This is a genomic window from Pseudohongiella sp. O18 (assembly GCF_021729085.1).
Taxonomy (GTDB): domain Bacteria; phylum Pseudomonadota; class Gammaproteobacteria; order Pseudomonadales; family Pseudohongiellaceae; genus Pseudohongiella.
Genome location: NZ_JAJSAR010000001.1, coordinates 1,668,381 through 1,687,028, shown reverse-complemented (window position 1 = coordinate 1,687,028; position 18,648 = coordinate 1,668,381). Strand labels below are relative to the sequence as shown.

The 18,648-nt window shown below is 55.0% G+C and carries 6 protein-coding genes; 5 read left to right on the top strand and 1 reads right to left on the bottom strand.

The genetic code is table 11. From position 1 onward, the window contains the following. Positions 1 to 48 precede the first annotated feature (48 nt). The 5 genes from LVD14_RS07340 to LVD14_RS07320 all read left to right on the top strand — a co-directional run bounded on the left by LVD14_RS07340 (position 49) and on the right by LVD14_RS07320 (position 16,593). Positions 49 to 10,737 (top strand): Ig-like domain-containing protein, encoded by a 10,689-nt coding sequence (locus LVD14_RS07340; protein WP_237133374.1) that lies wholly within the window; start codon positions 49 to 51, stop codon positions 10,735 to 10,737. A gap of 178 nt (positions 10,738 to 10,915) precedes the next feature. Beyond that, on the top strand, positions 10,916 to 12,316 hold the full coding sequence (locus LVD14_RS07335) for a TolC family protein (protein ID WP_237133373.1): 1,401 nt from the start codon (positions 10,916 to 10,918) through the stop codon (positions 12,314 to 12,316). Next, a complete protein-coding gene (locus LVD14_RS07330; RefSeq protein WP_237133372.1) occupies positions 12,313 to 13,098 on the top strand; it encodes an efflux RND transporter periplasmic adaptor subunit in 786 nt (261 codons plus the stop codon). Before LVD14_RS07335 ends, LVD14_RS07330 begins: the two co-directional genes overlap by 4 nt. Continuing rightward, positions 13,095 to 14,441, top strand: coding sequence for an efflux RND transporter periplasmic adaptor subunit (locus LVD14_RS07325; protein ID WP_237133371.1), 1,347 nt, complete (start codon positions 13,095 to 13,097; stop codon positions 14,439 to 14,441). The genes LVD14_RS07330 and LVD14_RS07325 overlap by 4 nt, the downstream gene beginning before the upstream one ends. Position 14,442: 1 nt before the next feature. Next, positions 14,443 to 16,593: an HlyD family efflux transporter periplasmic adaptor subunit gene (locus LVD14_RS07320; protein WP_237133370.1), complete on the top strand. Its 2,151-nt coding sequence runs from the start codon at positions 14,443 to 14,445 to the stop codon at positions 16,591 to 16,593. Between the two features lie 13 nt (positions 16,594 to 16,606). On the opposite strand, the gene LVD14_RS07315 is transcribed toward LVD14_RS07320, so the two are convergent. Then, on the bottom strand, positions 16,607 to 18,520 hold the full coding sequence (locus tag LVD14_RS07315) for an SLC13 family permease (protein ID WP_237133369.1): 1,914 nt from the start codon (positions 18,518 to 18,520) through the stop codon (positions 16,607 to 16,609). Positions 18,521 to 18,648 lie beyond the last annotated feature (128 nt).

Genomic DNA, 18,648 nt, shown 5'->3' with positions numbered 1-18,648 from the left:
GACGTGAACATCTCTGTTGCGCTGCCGAACACGGCGGTAGCCGGTGATGTGTTGAACCTGAGCGGTTCACTGACCAGTACTGTGACGCTCACCAGCGACATGATCAATGCCGGCGCTTACACCACCACCGTGGCCAGCCCCGGCAATGGCAACACCGTTACTGTTAACGCCACTATTACTGACAAGGCTGGCAACACCTCCGCCCAGGGTAGCGACAGTGCCATTGTCGACACCAGTGCCCCGACCAAACCTGTGGTCAGCACCATCACCGATGACACAGGCACCGCAGGCGATGGCATCACTTCCGATCAGACACTGATCTTCGGCGGTACTGCCGAGGCCAACAGCTCTGTGGAAGTGTTTATCGGTGGCAATTCCATCGGTACCACCACAGCCAACAGTTCAGGCAACTGGAGCTTTGACCACACCGGCACTTCGCTGGCCAATGGCAGCTACACCGTGACCGCACGCAGCACCGATGCGGCAGGCAACCAGAGCGCTGTGTCGGATGACTTTGCGCTGACCATCAACACCAACGCCCCGGCCGTGGCGATTACCGGTATCACCAGTGACTCAGCCGGTGCCAGCAGCAGTGACTTTATTACTAATGACACCACGCTGCAGTTCAGCGGTACTGCCACCAGTGGCATCAGTGTTGTTGTGACCTTAAAGGATGCCAGCGATAACACCATATTCACTCAGACCGTAACCGCCACCGGCGGTAACTGGAGTGTCGACCGCACCAGTGAAGCGGCCCTGGCTGAGGGTACCTACACCCTGACCGCATTGGCCACCAACAGTGCGGGTCTTACCAGCACAGCCACGCAGAATGTGGTAATCGACACCACCGCCACGTCCGCACCAACGGTTACGATTACCGAAGACACCAACAACGATGGCTACATCAGTGCGTCAGAGCTCAGCGGTGATGTGAATATCTCCGTTGCCCTGCCCTCTGGTGCGGTTGCCGGTGATGTACTGAACCTGAGCGGCTCACTGACCAGCAGCGTGACCTTAACCAGTGACATGATCAATGCCGGCAGCTACACCACGACCGTGGCCAGCCCTGGCAATGGCAACACCGTGACCGTTAATGCCACCGTTACCGACAAAGCCGGCAACACCTCCGCACAGGGTTCAGACAGTGCGATCATCGACACCACCGCTACAGCGGCACCGACGGTTACGATCACTGAAGACACCAACAACGACGGTTACATCAGTGCGTCGGAGCTCAGCGGAGATGTAAACATCAGCGTTGCCCTGCCCTCTGGTGCGGTAGCGGGTGATGTGCTGAACCTCAGCGGTTCACTGAGCAGCACCGTCACGCTGACCAGTGACATGATCAATGCCGGCGCTTACACCACCACCGTGGCCAGCCCTGGCAATGGCAACACCGTTACTGTTAACGCCACTATTACTGACAAGGCTGGCAACACATCCGCCCAGGGCAGCGACAGTGCGATCATCGACACAAGTGCCCCGACCAAACCTGTGGTCAGCACCATCACTGATGACACAGGCACCGCAGGCGATGGCATCACTTCCGATCAGACACTGATCTTCGGCGGTACTGCTGAAGCCAACAGTTCAGTAGAAGTGTTTATCGGTGGCAATTCCATCGGTACCACCACAGCCAACAGTTCAGGCAACTGGAGCTTTGACCACACCGGCACTTCGCTGGCCAATGGCAGCTACACCGTGACCGCACGCAGCACCGATGCGGCAGGCAACCAGAGCGCTGTGTCTGATGACTTTGCACTGACCATCAACACTAACGCCCCGGCTGTGGCCATCACAGGTATTACCAGCGACAGCGCTGGTGCCAGCAGCAGTGACTTTGTCACCAATGACACCACACTGGTGTTCAGCGGTACCGCTACCAGCGGGGCCAGTGTCCAGGTCACCCTCAAAGACAGTAGTGACAATACCATCTTCACTCAGACAGTGACCGCCACGGGCGGTAACTGGAGTGTTGATCGTACAACGGCCGCTGCGCTGGCCGAAGGCACTTATACCTTGACCGCGGTCGCTACCAACAGTGCGGGTCTTAACAGCACGGCCACCCAGAGTGTGGTGATTGACACCACCGCTACAGCGGCACCGACGGTTACAATCACAGAAGACACCAACAACGATGGTTATATCAGTGCGTCGGAGCTTAGCGGTGATGTGAACATCAGCGTTGCACTGCCCTCTGGCGCGGTTGCGGGTGATATACTGAACCTGAGCGGCTCGCTGACCAGTACCGTCACGCTGACAAGTGACATGATCAATGCCGGCAGCTACACCACTACCGTGGCCAGCCCTGGCAATGGCAACACCGTTACGGTCAATGCAACAGTCACTGACAAGGCGGGCAATACCTCAGCACAAGGTTCAGACAGCGCCATTGTCGACACCAGTGCACCGGCCAAACCAGTGGTCAGCACCATCACCGATGACACCGGTACTGCGGGCGATGGCATCACTTCCGATCAGACACTGATCTTCGGTGGTACTGCTGAGGCCAACAGTTCTGTAGAAGTGTTCATCGGTGGCAACTCCATCGGCACCACCACTGCGGATGGATCAGGTAACTGGAGCTACAACCATACTGGCACTACATTGGCCGCCGGCAGCTACACCGTCACCGCCCGCGCCACTGATGTAGCAGGCAACCAAAGTGCCGTGTCTGATGACTTTGCACTGAGCATCGTCACCGATGGTCCGGCAGTGGCGATCACTGGCATCACCAATGACTCAGCCGGTTCCAGTAGCAGTGACTTTATTACCAATGACACCACGCTGCAGTTCAGCGGTACTGCGACCAGTGGCGTCAGTGTCGTCGTCACATTAAAAGATGCCAGCGACAACACCATTTTCACCCAGACAGTAACCGCCACTGGCGGTAACTGGAGCGTAGATCGCACCAGTGAAGCGGCCCTGGCTGAGGGCACCTACACCTTGACTGCAGTGGCCACCAACAGTGCAGGTAATACCAGCACGGCAACCCAGAGTGTAGTGATCGACACCACGGCTACCGCCGCACCAACGGTCACCATCAGTGAAGACACCAACAATGATGGCTACATCAGTGCGTCGGAGCTCAGCGGTGATGTAAATATCTCCGTTGCTCTGCCCTCTGGAGCAGTTGCTGGCGATGTCCTGAACCTGAGCGGCTCACTGACCAGCACCGTCACCCTGACCAGTGACATGATCACCGCCGGCAGCTACACGACTACTGTGGCCAGCCCCGGCAATGGCAATACCGTCACGGTCAATGCCACCGTTACTGACAAGGCGGGCAATACCTCAGCACAAGGCTCAGACAGCGCCATTGTGGACACCAGTGCGCCGGCCAAACCAGTGGTCAGCACCATCACCGATGATACCGGCACCGCAGGCGACGGCATCACCTCCGATCAGACACTGATCTTCGGTGGAACTGCCGAAGCCAACAGCACTGTGGAAGTGTTCATCGGCGGCAACTCCATTGGCACTACCACTGCCAACAGTTCAGGCAACTGGGGCTTTGACCACACCGGCACTTCACTGGCCAATGGCAGCTACACCGTCACTGCCCGCAGCACCGATGCCGCAGGCAACAAGAGCGCTGTGTCCGATGACTTTGCGCTGACCATCAACACCAACGCGCCTGCCGTGGCGATCACCGGTATCACCAGTGACTCAGCCGGCGCAAGCGCCAGTGATTTTGTCACCAATGACACCACCCTGGTGTTCAGTGGTACCGCCACCAGTGGCGTCAGTGTCCAGGTCACCCTTAAAGACAGCAGCAACAATACGGTATTTACACAAACAGTGACCGCCACGGGCGGCAACTGGAGTGTGGATCGTACTGCGGCTGCTGCGCTGGCCGAAGGCACTTACACCCTGACGGCAGTGGCCACCAACAGTGCGGGTCTTAACAGCACGGCGACCCAGACTGTGGTCATCGATACCACGGCTACCGCCGCACCAACGGTCACCATCACTGAAGACACCAACAACGACGGTTACATCAGTGCGTCAGAGCTCAGCGGTGATGTAAACATCAGCGTTGCCCTGCCCTCTGGCGCAGTTGCGGGTGATGTGCTGAACCTCAGCGGTTCACTGACCAGCACCGTCACGCTGACCAGTGACATGATCAATGCCGGCAGCTACACCACCACCGTGGCCAGCCCAGGCAATGGCAATACCGTGACCGTCAATGCCACCGTTACCGACAAAGCAGGCAACACCTCAGCACAAGGCTCAGACAGCGCCATTGTGGACACCAGTGCGCCGGCCAAACCAGTGGTCAGCACCATCACCGATGATACCGGCACCGCAGGCGATGGCATCACTTCCGATCAGACGCTGATCTTCGGCGGCACCGCCGAGGCCAACAGCACCGTTCAGGTGTTTATTGGTGGTAACTCAATCGGTACCACTACTGCCAACAGTTCAGGCAACTGGAGCTTTGACCACACCGGCACTTCACTGGCCAATGGCAGCTACACCGTCACTGCCCGCAGCACCGATGCGGCAGGTAACCAGAGCGCTATGTCCGATGACTTTGCGCTGACCATCAACACCAACGCACCGGCCGTGGCCATCACTGGCATCACCAGTGACTCAGCCGGCGCAAGCGCCAGTGATTTTGTCACCAATGACACCACCCTGGTGTTCAATGGTACTGCGACCAGCGGCGCCAGTGTCCAGGTCACCCTTAAAGACAGTAGTGACAACACCATCTTCACTCAGACGGTGACCGCCACCGGCGGCAACTGGAGTGTGGATCGCACTGCGGCCGCTGCGCTGGCCGAAGGCACTTACACCCTGACGGCAGTGGCCACCAACAGTGCGGGTCTTAACAGCACGGCGACCCAGAGTGTGGTCATCGATACCACGGCTACCGCCGCACCAACGGTCACCATCACTGAAGACACCAACAACGATGGTTATATCAGCGCGTCGGAACTCAGCGGCGATGTAAACATCTCCGTCTCCCTGCCCTCCGGGGCAGTAGCCGGTGATGTGCTGAACCTCTCTGGTTCGCTGACCAGCACCGTCACACTGACCAGTGACATGATCAATGCCGGCAGCTACACCACGACCGTGGCCAGCCCTGGCAACGGCAACACCGTGACCGTTAATGCCACCGTTACCGACAAAGCAGGCAACACCTCCGCACAGGGTTCAGACAGTGCGATCATCGACACCACCGCTACAGCGGCACCGACGGTTACGATCACTGAAGACACCAACAACGACGGTTACATCAGTGCGTCGGAGCTCAGCGGAGATGTAAACATCAGCGTTGCCCTGCCCTCTGGCGCAGTTGCGGGTGATGTGCTGAACCTCAGCGGTTCACTGACCAGTACCGTCACGCTGACAAGTGACATGATCAATGCCGGCAGCTACACCACCACCGTGGCCAGCCCTGGCAACGGCAACACCGTGACCGTTAATGCAACAGTCACTGACAAGGCCGGCAATACTTCAGCTCAGGGCTCTGACAGTGCCATTGTGGACACCAGTGCCCCGGCCAAACCTGTAGTCAGCACCATCACTGATGACACAGGCACCGCAGGCGATGGCATCACTTCCGATCAGACACTGATCTTCGGCGGTACTGCTGAAGCCAACAGTTCAGTAGAAGTGTTTATCGGTGGCAATTCCATCGGTACCACCACAGCCAACAGTTCAGGCAACTGGAGCTTTGACCACACCGGCACTTCGCTGGCCAATGGCAGCTACACCGTGACCGCACGCAGCACCGATGCGGCAGGCAACCAGAGCGCTGTGTCTGATGACTTTGCACTGACCATCAACACTAACGCCCCGGCTGTGGCCATCACAGGTATTACCAGCGACAGCGCTGGTGCCAGCAGCAGTGACTTTGTCACCAATGACACCACACTGGTGTTCAGCGGTACCGCTACCAGCGGGGCCAGTGTCCAGGTCACCCTTAAAGACAGCAGCAACAATACTGTGTTCACACAAACCGTTACCGCCACCGGCGGTAACTGGAGTGTGGATCGCACAACGGCTGCTGCGCTTGCCGAAGGCACGTATACCTTGACCGCGGTCGCTACCAACAGTGCGGGGCTTAACAGCACGGCAACGCAGAGTGTCGTGATCGACACGACCGCTACAGCGGCACCAACGGTTACGATTACCGAAGACACCAACAACGATGGCTACATCAGTGCCTCAGAGCTCAGTGGTGATGTGAACATCTCCGTTGCCCTACCCTCTGGTGCGGTAGCGGGTGATGTACTGAACCTGAGCGGCTCGCTGACCAGCACCGTCACGCTGACCAGTGACATGATCAACGCCGGCAGCTACACGACTACCGTAGCGAGCCCTGGTAACGGCAACACCGTTACTGTTAACGCCACGATTACGGACAAGGCTGGCAACAGCTCAAGCCAGGGCAGCGACAATGCTGTCGTAGACACTCAGGCACCGGCCGCCCCGACCCTCTCGTTGGCCACAGACAGCAATATTAATAACGACCTGATCTCGAATGTGGGTACGGTCAATGTTGGAGGCGTCGAAAATGGCGCGACATGGCAGTACTCGACAAATGGGGGTACTTCCTGGAGCAATGGCACTGGGACGAGCTTTACTCTAAGTGAGGGAAGTTATTCGGCCAATACGGTCCGCGTCAGACAAACTGATAGCGCCGGAAACACATCCAGCGATGCCAATATGGCTGCAGTGGTCATAGACCAGACCGCCCCAGCGCTTGCAAGTGCGATCGTCAAGGGTGGAAAGATCGTCCTGACATATACTGAAGCGCAGGGAGACCTGGCCTCTACTACGCCGTCAACCAGCGACTTCCGGGTCACGTCTGGAACCAATAATACTCCCCTGACGGTTAGTTCAGTGGCAGTTGATGCATCAGCGAAGACCATCACACTAAGCCTCAGTTCAGCGCTGACTTCTGCCAACACCAATCTAAAAGTCAGCTATACGCCGGGTACGTCGCCGGCTGAGGATGTGGCAGGCAATGATGCCAGCGCATTCACAGACAGAGCCATCAGCGTTGACACGCTGGTTGCTTCCTTAACTAACAATCAAATAAACGGGGTCAATTACACCACCAGCTCCGGCCTTAGCGGAAAAACCGGTGACGCTGGCAGTGCAGGCTCTTTCAACTACCGGACTGGAGACACCATTACCTTCAAAATCGGTGATGTGACGATCGCGCAGTTCAATGCAAGTGCAGTGGTTGGCGACCATCTGTTCCTGCAGGATATCGCAGGGGTGTCACTGGCTGACGTTAACAACGCTTACGTGGAAAACATGGCTATTTTCCTGCAGGCACTGGATGATGACCTGAAGGACAGCACCCCCAACGACGGCAAGCTGAATACTAATTCGCTCGTTGACAACGCTGCAAGTTACGGCACCAAGATCAACATCACCGATGCAATTCACACCAAATTCACCGGATATGTGGACCCAACAACCAATACAGCATTAGACCTGCGGCAGTCTGACAAAAAGATGATTTCTGATGCCCTGGCGCATGCTGACATTATCTTTACGGCCGCAACCGAAACTGACAGCTCTGGCAACAACGTGTTCGAGACAATCGCTCTCAAAAACGTCGCAGACACTATTCAGTCACTGGCGGGTGATCGCAAACCCGGCACTATGAACGCGCGTAACCAGGACGAACTGGACGTTCCGCCAGCGCCGATCAAATATAACTACAATCAGTTAAACGGTGAGATTACATTCAAGGCCAGCGACCTGTTGGCGAATGCAACCGCCAAACAGGTCAGAGCAGAAAACCTCGTTGTAAGTAACGTGGCTCTGGCCGCCGAATTCAAGTCTCTTGGTACACTTGAAAATCGCGGCAACGGCAACTATGCGATCGTGCTTGCGAGTGGCAAAGACCAGTATGACCTGGAAGGCTTGAAAATCGACTATCGAGTTGCGGACTGGACAGCCGTCAAAGATGTGACATCAAGCGCCCAGGATCAATATAAATCGCACCTGTCAGCAACCATATCCGACGTTGCAGAAGACGTTGGTACGCACAGATTTACAATCAAGAGTGAACTGACCTACGACACTGACACAGAACTGAGTATTGACTTCACCAGCGAGCTGTTAAGCGACGAGGTTGGATACAAGGTGGCGGAGTACGGCGACGACTATCTGGTACCCATGGAGTACTCAAACGATGGTGGTACAACCTGGCAGACAATGAAGCAGTCCGGGATCATCTATAACTCGCTCGGCGTTCCCAGACCAACTTTCGGCTTCGTCATGAAAGCAGGTCAAAACAGCGTTGATATCCGTATACAGGTCCTGGATGACGCCAAAATTGAAGGAACGGAATACTTCGACGCAAAAGTGTTCGGTGATCGCGTTTACGACGAAAAATTGAAATTCGCGATAACAGATAACGATTCAGTTGCATCTACCGACCCTGAAGCGACAATCAACTTTGTCTACGCAAGCGAAGGACAAGGAACAGCAGAACTCACTGTAACTTTGAGTAAGGCCTCTGATAAAACTGTGACAATCGATTATCTCACCCAGGATCTGGGCGCAACAGCCGGGCAGGACTACACGTCTGCAAGTGGCACATTAACTTTTGCCCCAGGTGAAACAACCGCCAAAGTGACGGTGTCGATAATAGATGACACCTTGGTGGAAGCTGACCCCAATCCAGAGCTGTTGGTCGTCACATTGCGCAATCCAGTCAACGCTGTGCTGTCTGATGCCCAAGGCACCATCCGAATTTTCGATAACGATAATCCGGCTGGCCCAACCATAGTTCAGCCTGCTGATGCACCTACAGCCACTGTCGAGGTGGAGGAAAACACTAGCCTGGTGACAACCATCAAGGCTAATGATCCGACGCCTAATGACACCTTGACTTACACAATAACCGGCGGCGCAGATCGTAGTGAATTCACTATCGACTCCAGCACCGGCGCCTTGTCGTTTACCGGCGACAAGGGCCGGGATTTCGAGTCCGACAAGAAGTCATATGAAGTTCAGGTTATGGTGCGTGATAAAGACAATCACGCAGACCTGCAGACCCTGACCGTTAATCTCAAAAATGCTAACGACAACACGCCAACCATCACCAGCAATGGCGGAGGCGATGCTGCGACGATCGAACTGTTTGAAGATGCAAAAACTGTCACGACCGTTACAGCAACTGATGCAGACAAGGACACATTGACCTATCGCATCAGCGGCGGAGCAGATGCGGATCAGTTCTCGATCAATTCCACATCAGGACTGCTAACTGTCACCGGTAACGTTGATCCTTTAACAAAATCCGCCTATCAATTGACGGTTGAAGTCAGTGACGGCAAGAACACTGACGCGCAGACGCTGAACGTTAACTTCTCGTCAGCACCAACGGTGGACAGAGTCTCAACGACCTCAACGACTCCAACGCTTACTGGTCGCGTAAAACTATTGGATTCACAAACCGTCACAGTCACCGTAAACGGTAAGGAATACCACGGCGGCGATGGCCACTTATCATACGATTCGGCCGCTTTATCATGGCGACTGGTGATTCCGACAGAACACAGTCTGTCACCGGGAAGCTATGAAGTTGTTGCCAGTGCAAAGATGAGTGACGGCAGCACGATGAAAGATTCATCATCAAACGAGCTGATAATTGAGGCTGAAGCTACAGAGCAGCCGCAACCTCAGCCTGAGCCGAAACCAGATCCGGAACCGCAGCCGCAGCCTGAGCCTGAGCCCGAGCCAGAACCTGAACCAGAGCCACAGCCAGAACCAGAGCCACAGCCAGAACCCGAACCTGAGCCACAGCCGGAGCCGCAGCCTGAGCCTCAACCTCAGCCGCAGCCGCAGCCGCAGCCGCAGCCGCAGCCGCAGCCGGAACCTCAGCCAAGGCCTGTGCCCCCGGCACCCGCACCCGTAGTTGCGCCCCCTGCGCCACCGGCACGACCTGTGGTTGCGCCGACGCCGCCGGCAACGCCAACCCCTATCGGCGATGTTGGAGGCCCAGTGACGCCGCAACTCGCACTGCCGTCAGCAGCCACGACGGGATTTGGTCAGACTGGCGGAGCGGATACTGGCGCGAACTCATTTAACTCTGCGGCCACTGGCGGTGTGAACCTCCAGGGCAATCGCCCACCAGCTGTGCGACTTATTCCGGGAGCAGACAGTGGCGCAGCTGGCACCAATGCGTTGGTGCTCGGTGTCGAGCCGCAGAATCGACTGATGGATGCGGGCACAACCGTCAGCTTTAACATTCCGGAAGGAACCTTCCTGCATTCAGATCCTGGTGCCAGCGTCGAGCTGGAAGCACAACTGTCGGATGGTTCCCCATTGCCAGGCTGGCTGCAATTCGACCCTGAAAGAGGTGTATTCACGGGTGAGGCGCCAGAAGGCACGAATGCGACATTCGAAATCGAGATAGTCGCACGTGACACGAATGGCTCGGAAGCATCAGCACGTTTCACCCTGATCGTCAGCGACGGCGAAGCTGTTAACACAGAGCTGGCACCCAGCGACAGCGACACAGAGGAACTGAACGTAGAAGGCAATGAAAACGATGATAGTGAGGCCGCCGAAGAAGAACAGACAGACCAGCAGGCAATGAATGGGCGGGCCAGTCTGAGAGTCCAGCTCGCAGAGTATCAGAGCAACAGCGTGAAGTCCTCGGCGCTGCGTTTCCTGGACACACTGATTTCAGAAATGAAACAAGATGATACAAACACGGAAGTAGTTGAGGCTGTCGCTGAAAGCACTGACGTTTAAAATTGGATTTCATGAAGATTGACAGGGTACTTGATTGAAAACTCACACCATGACAAGTTCAAAAACATCGACAACATTAAAAAAGGCACTCCGGTTTGCAGGTTTACCAGTTTCACTGGTATTAATCAGCGCCTGTACTATCTCTCCCAGACCGCTCGATCTGGCAACGCAGAGAGAGATGATCAAGGAGGACTTGCCTAACGTTTTTGTACAGCAAGAACCGATCACTGGTGCGTTAACGCTGGAAGAAGCGCTGGCCCGCGCCCTGAAGTACAACCTCGACCACCGGCTGATGCTGATGGAAGAAGTGCTACGCAACAATCAATTGCATTTGTCTAGATTTGATATGCTGCCAACTCTGGCACTCAATTCTGGCTATGTCACCCGTTCAAATGAAAACCTGAATCTGAGCCGAGACACCGGCACCGGGAATGTGACAACCGACCCTTCATTAAGTCAGGATCGTAATCTTGGAACAGCGAACCTGAACATGAGCTGGAATGTCCTGGACTTTGGTGTCAGCTACTACCAGGCACACCAGAATGCCGATCAGTATCTGATAGCGCAGGAACGTCGACGCCGTGTTGTCAATCAAGTCGTACAGCAAGTCAGGGCAGCCTACTGGCGGGCCGCGACTGCAGAACCTTTGTATCGGCAAGTCGAACCATTACTGGTCGAGGCTCGTCAGGCACTGGTTGATGCGCGCGAAGTGGAATCGCAGCGACTGACACCGCCACTGGAGTCTTTGCAGTACCAGAAAGGCCTGGTCGAGGTTATTCGCGAGCTTGAAGGCATGGAGATGGACCTGGCGATAGCTAAAGCCGAGCTTGCTTCATTAATGGGATTGAGGCCGGGAGAGCCGTTCTCACTGGCACTCCCAGCTACAGATGAAATGCAGGCACCACAACTCGACATGGCAATTGAAGACATGGAAGAGCTGGCGTTGCTGCGTCGACCTGAGTTGATTGAGGAGCGTTACCAGCAACGGATTTCCGCGGCTGAAACACGTAAAGCGCTGCTGCGACTGTTCCCGAGCCTCACGCTCAGTACTTCAGCGAACTACGACAGCAATTCTTACCTGGTTAATCAGAACTGGGCCGACGCAGCCGCCCGGCTGAGCTGGAACCTGCTAAATCTGGCCAGTGGCCCCAGCGCGATGCGGGCAGCAGAGGCGGCTGAAGACGTGGCGGAAATGCGCAGACTGTCGCTCAGTATGGCTGCATTAACACAGGTCCATGTAAGCTATCAGCAATACTTGCGCGCAAGTAAGTCGTTCGATCGGGCTCGGGTCCTGGATGACATCGAGAGCCGTATCTTCCTGGCCGTCAGTCAGGCCGCGGATAACTCCGCGCAAAGCCCACTGCAGAGAATACGTGCTCGCATGGCGGCGATCTATGCTGAGGTAAACAGCTTCAGGGCGTATGCAGAAGTTCACAGTGCGGTCGCTAACCTGTACGTGTCAATGGGTCTGGATTTATTGCCTGAAACTGTTGAAAGTCACGAAATAACTGACCTGGCGGCGGACATCCGCGAAGTACTGGCACAGTGGAATGATGGCGATATTGAGGCATTGTTGTGAAGCTGAACAGGAGTTTGCCGACAGCTGCCTTCGCCTTGGTGTTGTTGATCCCGTGCAGCAGTATGACCTTCGCGCAACAGGTCGGTGCCGAGTTGCCGAACTATCCACCGGTTGCCAACACGCGCAATGAAATCAGGATGCAGCTAACACCCCGTCAACGCACAATCCTGTCAACTGAAATACCCGGGCGAGTTGAACAGATAACTGTCAAAGAGGGACAGAGTTTCACCGCAGGGCAGACCTTGATCTCGCTGGATTGTTCAATTCACCAGGCACGACTCGATAAGGCCGAAGCGCAAGCCCGGGAAGCCAGTCAGGTCTCACAGGTTAACCAACAACTCGACCGACTCGGATCAATCAGTGTATTAGAAGTGGGTGTGGCAGACTCTCGTCTCGACGCGGCCCAGGCCGAAGCAGCCCTCATGCAGGCTATTGTTGACAGATGCGTTATACACGCTCCTTTTGCGGGCAAAGTAGAAAGCTTGCCGGTAAAACAGTACCAGTTTGTCGCAGAAGGTCAGGAACTGATGACAATCCTTGACGACTCAGTGCTTGATGTCGAAATGGTTGTACCGTCTCGATGGATTAGTCAATTGTCGCAAGGCCACGAGTTTGAGCTGTATGTGGATGAGACTCAAAAAAGCTATCCTGCTCGTATTGAACGCTTCGGTGCGGCAATAGATGCTGTCAGCATGTCCATCAAGGTCTTTGCCAGAATTGACGGCTCTTTCCCGGAGTTGCGTGCCGGAATGAGCGGCACAGCAAGATTGTCACCGTTATGAACGAACACGATAGCCGACTGCAAAAACTGGCTGTATTCATTGAGCTGGAGAAACGCTTGCGTCAATGTAAAGACGACGCACATTTGGCGTTTATGCTGGTTAATGAAACTCACAGTCTGGGCCCATTCAGGCAAGCCGTTTTATGGCAGCCATCAGGAGGCCCGAAAGGCCGAGTTAGCGCTGTCTCAGGCTTGGCCGTGCCAGATGCCTCTGCACCATTCGCATCTTGGGTCCGCAGCCTGGCTCAGGAACTTCATCAACAGGGCGAAGAGTCCCTGTCTCCCCAACGTATATCGTCATCGGCCCTGTCCGACGACGTGGCTGCTAACTGGCAGCAATGGCTGCCGTCCGCCGCAGTCTGGATACCATTCTCCTCATCTGACGGACAGCTCAAGGCGGCCTTGATCGTGGCGCGCGACGAACGTTGGGGCGATGCTGATTTAATGCTTTTCTCATACCTGTCAGACTCTGTCAGCCACATCTGGCAATCACTTGGCAAGCAACATGCATCACAATCAATTCGCAAGCGAATCACCGTTAAACGCAGGTCCTTGATCGCAGCCGCATGTCTTGTTGTTGTTTCATTGATACCTGTCAGCCAGACGACATTGGCTCCCGCCGAAATCATTGCCAAGGATCCCGTCATAATCCGTGCCGGTATCGACGGCGTGATTGACCAGATCAGCGTATTACCCAATCAGCAGGTACGACCCGGGGAGACTCTGGCAACTCTCGACGCACGCCGTCTTGAGAGTCAACTGGAGGTGGCGCGCAAGGCATTGGAGGTCGCGGATGCTGAGTATCGCCAAGCGGCACAAATGGGACTATCAGATTCCCGCGCCAACGCTAACCTTGCCATACTCAAGGGACGCGCAGAACAGAACGTAGCTGAAATCCGGTATCTCGAATCCATGCTGCAACGAAGTGAGATAAAAGCACCTCAGGCTGGTGTCGCAGTATTCAATGATCGCTCTGAGTGGGAAGGCCGACCGGTCAACATTGGTGAGCGCATCATGCTGCTCGCTGACCCAGCGCAAATTGAGCTTGAAATTCGTCTACCCGTCGCCGACGCCATTGCCCTGGATCCGGGGGCGCGAATCAGACTATTCTTGAACACCGACCCCCACCGGCCCATAGAGGCTACATTGACATTCGCCAGTTATCAGGCCGACCTGACGCCTGAAGGCATTCTCGCCTACAGGCTTACCGCGTCACTGAACTCCGACGAAAGCCGACGTATTGGCCTTAAAGGAACAGCCAAAGTCTATGGTGACAGAACACTGCTGATCTTATATGTGTTGCGTCGGCCATTAACCGCCATCCGACAGTGGACCGGATTCTGACATGAGTGGAATAGCGGTCTCCCAGTCACCCAGCAGCCAGCGTAAGACGTTTGCACTGCCGCCACTAAGAGAAGAGCTTGCCTTATTTCCTGGCGCACCCGGTATCGACGGCATCCCAACCTGGGTATTGCAGGATCCTGTCGCACACCGATTCTTCAGGATTGGCTGGAAAGAATATGAAATTCTCTCTCGCTGGACGCTAAATAGTGTCGATGAAATTAAACGTGATATCGCAGAGCAAACAACCCTGAGTATCACCACTAACGATATAGATCGTTTACTGAAGTTTCTTGCCACGCACAACCTGATTCAAAGCCGAGGCGCAATGGCGATCAGCCGGCTACGCGAGCAGGCCGACAAGCTGAAACGAAAAGACGTAGTCTGGCTGGTCAAGAACTACCTTTTTATTCGTATCCCTCTTGTAAGACCTGATCGATTTCTTGAAAAGACACTGCCCTATCTCAGATGGTTGACCAGTAAGACCTTTGTTTTTGTCACAATCGGAGCACTCCTCGCCGGCATCTGGTTGGCACAGCGTAACTGGGATGGTTTTCTCTCACAATTCCCATACTTCTTCAGCCTGCAGGGCTTGATAACCATGTTTCTGGTCTTAACTGCCGCGAAGATACTTCATGAGCTTGGCCACGCTTATGCATGCAAACGTTTTGGGTGCCGTGTTCCCAGCATTGGAGTCGCGTTTCTTGTTATGTGGCCAGTTTTGTACACTGACGCCAGTGATGCATGGAGACTAACGTCTAGATACCAACGCATGGCTATCGGTGGTGCTGGTATTGTTGTTGAACTGGTACTCGCAATTTATGCAACGCTGCTCTGGAGTTTTCTCCCCGACGGGGCACTGCGCAGCTCTGTCTTTCTGCTCGCTACCGCCACATGGCTGGTAACACTTTTTATCAATCTGAACCCGTTTATGCGCTTTGACGGCTACTATCTGCTCTCCGACCTGCTTGGGATTCCCAACTTGCAGGACAGAGCATTTGCGATCGCCCGCTGGCGTTTACGCGAAGCACTGTTCGGATTAAATGCGCCCATTCCCGAGAACTTCCCCACCAAGACTTACCGACTGTTGCTGGTTTACTCCTACGGTACGTGGATTTATCGCTTCTTCCTGTTCTTGGGCATTGCCCTGCTGGTTTATTTCTTTTTCTTCAAGATTCTGGGTATTGCGTTAATGATCGTTGAACTGGCCTGGTTCATCGGCCGGCCAATTCTTAATGAATTCAAAGCCTGGAATGAAAACAAGGCGCTTATGACCATCAACAGACAGACGATCCGCACCGGTTTACTTGTGACAGCCATACTCGCCCTGCTGCTGTTTCCGTGGCAAAGGGACGTAAAGGCACCGGCCCTGCTGCGAGCTGAACAGCATACGAACCTTTACGCACCTGTTGCATCGCAGGTGGTCAGTATCAAAGTCTCACCAGGCGACTCAGTGAAGGCAGGCGATGTTCTGTTTGAATTGAGCTCTCCGGCCCTTGATCACGAAATTCGCGTCGGAAATATCAGGCTGGAAATGCTTCGTTGGCTTACTGACAATCAAGGCTTCAACAACGAGTTACTGGAGCGGGCGCCTGTTGCATGGCAGGAATTGCAAGCGGAAAATACAAGCCAGCAAGGCAGATATCAGGAACAACACAGCCTCATAATAAAAAGTCCTATAGACGGCGTTGTGCGAGAGATTCAGCAATCGATTACCGAGGGCGCATGGTTGCCTGAAGATGAATGGCTGGCACTGGTTGTTTCACCAGAGTCCGTTGTCATTGAAGCCTGGGTCAATGAGCGAGACCTGGATCGGATCAATCCAAATACATCGGCGCGCTTTTACACAGACAATGCAGTCCGGCCACCGTTTGATGTTGTCATTGCAACTGTCGATACCGCCAGCACCCGCGCACTGACCGAGCCCTCCCTCGCCTCAGTGCATGGTGGGCCGATTGCCGTTCGTGTCGACAGTGAAGATAACTATATCCCGGAGCAGCCTGTTTACCGGGTCTCTGCCCCGGTGAACATTGAGAACCTGTCACCAGAGCAGGTGCTGCGAGGAAGTTTACATATAGAAGCTGATCGACAAAGTCTTGCCGCCCAGATATGGCGCAACGTCGCATCGATTCTTATCCGGGAGAGTGGATTCTAGGCCACAATCCGGTTTACAGCGGCCACGCCCACAATAACACTGGCAGACTGACAGCCACGACGACAATCTCCACTGGCAGACCAAGGCGCCAGTAGTCACCAAACTTGAAACCACCCGGGCCCAAAATCAACGTGTTGTTCTGATGTCCGATTGGCGTCAAAAATGCGCAGGATGCACCGACAGCAACTGCCATCAAAAACGAGTCCGGATTAACGCCTAACTGATCAGCAATACTGATGGCCAACGGACACATCACGGCAGCCGTCGCTGCATTGTTCATAAAGTCAGACAGTGTCATTGTCACTATCAGCACCAGTGCCAGAGCAATAACTGGATGTCCCTGCGCAAGAGAATCCAGCAACACCTGCGCCAGCAAGTCGGCAGTTCCCGTTGAGGCCATCGCTGTTGCCACTGGCAACAAGGCGCCCAGCAGCACTATCACTGGCCAGTCGATTGAACTGTAGACCGCCCGGGGTGGCACGATACGCAATGCCATATATGCGAGCACGGCAGCAGCGAATGCGATCGCCACCGGTAATATGCCCAGGGCCGTCACAATAATGGCGGCAACAAAAATACCACCAGCCAGCAACCCCTGCCCTTTGACTGGCACGCGAATATCCCTTTCAGCCAGCGGCACACAGCTAAAGTCGGCGGCGAAGCCAGATACAGACTCTGGCACACCCTGCATCAACAGCACGTCGCCGGCACGAATACTGGTGGATCGCAGCCGTTTTATCGATCGACGCCCCTGGCGCGATACGGCCAGCAAATTGATTCCGTAACGCGTGCGAAGTTCGATATCCGAGGCTGAACGACCAGAAATCGGTGAGCCAGGCATGACTACCAGCTCCTGAATGATCAGCTCATCAGACTTCTTGGGGGCTTTTACTTCAGTCTTTTCATCAGATTCTGACGTACTGCGCCTGGCATCGCGCTTTTCAGGCTTGCCAGTGTCAGCCTTTTTGACGTTCTCGCCTTTGCCGGCAGGTTTTTCGGATTCGGCGGCGCCTTCCTCCTCGCTGTCCTTGCTGCTGATCACTTCTTCTTCAAGTTTAAGGCCGAGGCTGGCCAGTGCCGCACCAAGTGACTCAGGCTCAGCCTCAATCACCAGGATATCGTGTTCACGAAGAATCCGACGCGAATAAGGCGCAATGACCCGGAAATCTCCGCGCACCATACCGACAATCTGTGCGTCTTCTTTTTCGAGGGCGACTTCCACCTCCCGGATGGTTTTGCCTATCGCTTTGCTGTCGGCAACAATCCGCACTTCTGTCAGATACGTGCCAGTCTCGAAACTTGCAGTGTCAGCGCGTTTGCGGGCAGGCACAATACGCCACCCCAGCAGGCCCACAAATAAAATGCCCACGAGCGTGATTGAAACACCAACCGGTGAAAAATCGAACATGCTGTAGGACCCGAGGCCTGCCTCCGCTCGATAACCGGACACGATCAGGTTAGGCGGCGTACCTATCAGCGTCATGGTGCCGCCGAGAATGGAGCCAAATGCAAGTGGCATCAAAACACGACCGGTGGGGATCTGCTGCCGGGATGCGACCTGAATCGCCACAGGCATCAACAGCGCCAGCGCGCCCACATTGTTCATAAATCCTGACAGTGCCGCAGCCAGTGCCGTCAATGCAAAAATGCTGATTGTTGGACCTGCACTTGACGGCAGAACTCGTTGCGTCAGGGCGTCCACCACACCCGTCACCTGTAGCCCATGGCTGAGAACCAGCACACAGGCAACGGTTATTACTGCCGGATGGCCAAATCCAACAAAGGCATCCTCTGCAGAAACCAGGCCCACCAAAATACAGGCCAGCAAAGCAGCACCGGCAACCATGTCATGGCGCCAGCGGCCCCAGATGAACATGGCCATGCTCAGGACCAGTATGGCAAGGATGGCGATTTGATCCTGTGTCATGTCGCAGGCGGCTCCGGAATTTTAGTTACAGCTAATGTGACACGAAGCTTAGGGTCGCGGCAACACATGGCCTCAATACTCATGCAGGGTATCGGATTGCCATAGAGAAAGCGCATTCGATCTGATAC

Bases quoted from the DNA above. Each gene is read 5' to 3' on its own strand.
- LVD14_RS07335 (WP_237133373.1), top strand. From the start codon at position 10,916: ATGATCAAGGAGGACTTGCCTAACGTTTTTGTACAGCAAGAACCGATC.
- LVD14_RS07325 (WP_237133371.1), top strand. From the start codon at position 13,095: ATGAACGAACACGATAGCCGACTGCAAAAACTGGCTGTATTCATTGAG.
- LVD14_RS07320 (WP_237133370.1), top strand. From the start codon at position 14,443: ATGAGTGGAATAGCGGTCTCCCAGTCACCCAGCAGCCAGCGTAAGACG.
- LVD14_RS07315 (WP_237133369.1), bottom strand. From the start codon at position 18,520: ATGACACAGGATCAAATCGCCATCCTTGCCATACTGGTCCTGAGCATG.